Origin of the sequence: Cytobacillus horneckiae (assembly GCF_002835735.1) — a bacterium.
GTDB classification, from domain to species: domain Bacteria; phylum Bacillota; class Bacilli; order Bacillales; family Cytobacillaceae; genus Cytobacillus; species Cytobacillus horneckiae.
This window is the reverse complement of record NZ_PISD01000045.1, coordinates 1-1,700: the sequence shown is the minus strand read 5'-3', so window position 1 is coordinate 1,700 and position 1,700 is coordinate 1. Positions and strand designations below refer to the sequence as shown.

Genomic DNA, 1,700 nt, shown 5'->3' with positions numbered 1-1,700 from the left:
CCGTATATTCCTTAGAAAGGAGGTGATCCAGCCGCACCTTCCGATACGGCTACCTTGTTACGACTTCACCCCAATCATCTGTCCCACCTTAGGCGGCTGGCTCCAAAAGGTTACCCCACCGACTTCGGGTGTTACAAACTCTCGTGGTGTGACGGGCGGTGTGTACAAGGCCCGGGAACGTATTCACCGCGGCATGCTGATCCGCGATTACTAGCGATTCCGGCTTCATGCAGGCGAGTTGCAGCCTGCAATCCGAACTGAGAATGGTTTTATGGGATTGGCTAAACCTCGCGGTCTTGCAGCCCTTTGTACCATCCATTGTAGCACGTGTGTAGCCCAGGTCATAAGGGGCATGATGATTTGACGTCATCCCCACCTTCCTCCGGTTTGTCACCGGCAGTCACCTTAGAGTGCCCAACTGAATGCTGGCAACTAAGATCAAGGGTTGCGCTCGTTGCGGGACTTAACCCAACATCTCACGACACGAGCTGACGACAACCATGCACCACCTGTCACTCTGTCCCCCGAAGGGGAACGTCCTATCTCTAGGATTGTCAGAGGATGTCAAGACCTGGTAAGGTTCTTCGCGTTGCTTCGAATTAAACCACATGCTCCACCGCTTGTGCGGGCCCCCGTCAATTCCTTTGAGTTTCAACCTTGCGGTCGTACTCCCCAGGCGGAGTGCTTAATGCGTTTGCTGCAGCACTAAAGGGCGGAAACCCTCTAACACTTAGCACTCATCGTTTACGGCGTGGACTACCAGGGTATCTAATCCTGTTCGCTCCCCACGCTTTCGCGCCTCAGTGTCAGTTACAGACCAGAAAGTCGCCTTCGCCACTGGTGTTCCTCCAAATCTCTACGCATTTCACCGCTACACTTGGAATTCCACTTTCCTCTTCTGCACTCAAGTTCCCCAGTTTCCAATGACCCTCCACGGTTGAGCCGTGGGCTTTCACATCAGACTTAAGGAACCACCTGCGCGCGCTTTACGCCCAATAATTCCGGACAACGCTTGCCACCTACGTATTACCGCGGCTGCTGGCACGTAGTTAGCCGTGGCTTTCTGGTTAGGTACCGTCAAGGTACCGGCAGTTACTCCGATACTTGTTCTTCCCTAACAACAGAGTTTTACGATCCGAAAACCTTCATCACTCACGCGGCGTTGCTCCGTCAGACTTTCGTCCATTGCGGAAGATTCCCTACTGCTGCCTCCCGTAGGAGTCTGGGCCGTGTCTCAGTCCCAGTGTGGCCGATCACCCTCTCAGGTCGGCTACGCATCGTGGCCTTGGTGAGCCGTTACCTCACCAACTAGCTAATGCGCCGCGGGCCCATCTGTAAGTGACAGCTAGACGCCGTCTTTCAGCCTTTCCTCATGTGAGGAAAGGGATTATCCGGTATTAGCTCCGGTTTCCCGAAGTTATCCCAGTCTTACAGGCAGGTTGCCCACGTGTTACTCACCCGTCCGCCGCTAATCTTTGGGAGCAAGCTCCCTCAGATTCGCTCGACTTGCATGTATTAGGCACGCCGCCAGCGTTCGTCCTGAGCCAGGATCAAACTCTCCAATAAAGTGTTTGATTAGCTCGTTTTTGCACCAATGGTGCTAGCTGTATAATCAGCTGTTTTTTAGAATTAACGTTGACGTTTTTTGTTCGTTCAGTTTTCAAAGATCAATCTCATTCGCTCAGAAGCGACCTCTTAAA

Annotated in this window: 1 rRNA gene; it reads right to left on the bottom strand. The window is 52.9% G+C overall.

The features are described 5' to 3' along the window. Nucleotides 1-15: 15 nt before the first annotated feature. Nucleotides 16-1,566 (bottom strand): 16S ribosomal RNA (locus CWS20_RS19050). Nucleotides 1,567-1,700: the final 134 nt, after the last annotated feature.